1 protein-coding gene is annotated in these 218 nt (G+C 41.7%); it reads right to left on the bottom strand.

From position 1 onward, the window contains the following. Window positions 1-218 (bottom strand): GFA family protein (locus tag CWB78_RS18915; RefSeq protein WP_502705100.1); only part of this gene is annotated, 218 nt, incomplete at both ends.

Consider the following 218-nt stretch of genomic DNA (forward strand, 5'->3'; position numbering starts at 1 on the left):
CCTGGCTCATGTCCCTCATAACGACGAAGCTGAGCATCTAAGGCTTCCCAAATAGAGATTGAGGGGATGAAATTATGCGATATGGGTCGCTCTCTTATATCGCAGGTCAATGCACCTAATCGAAGGCGATATCTTTGAGGAGATTGAGACTTAGCAATAAAAATTGGAGAGCAGCAGGTTTTACAAAAGAACTTACTTTTACCTAAACTACATTGGTA

The organism is Pseudoalteromonas sp. S1612 (assembly GCF_005887175.1).
Taxonomy (GTDB): Bacteria; Pseudomonadota; Gammaproteobacteria; order Enterobacterales; family Alteromonadaceae; genus Pseudoalteromonas; species Pseudoalteromonas undina.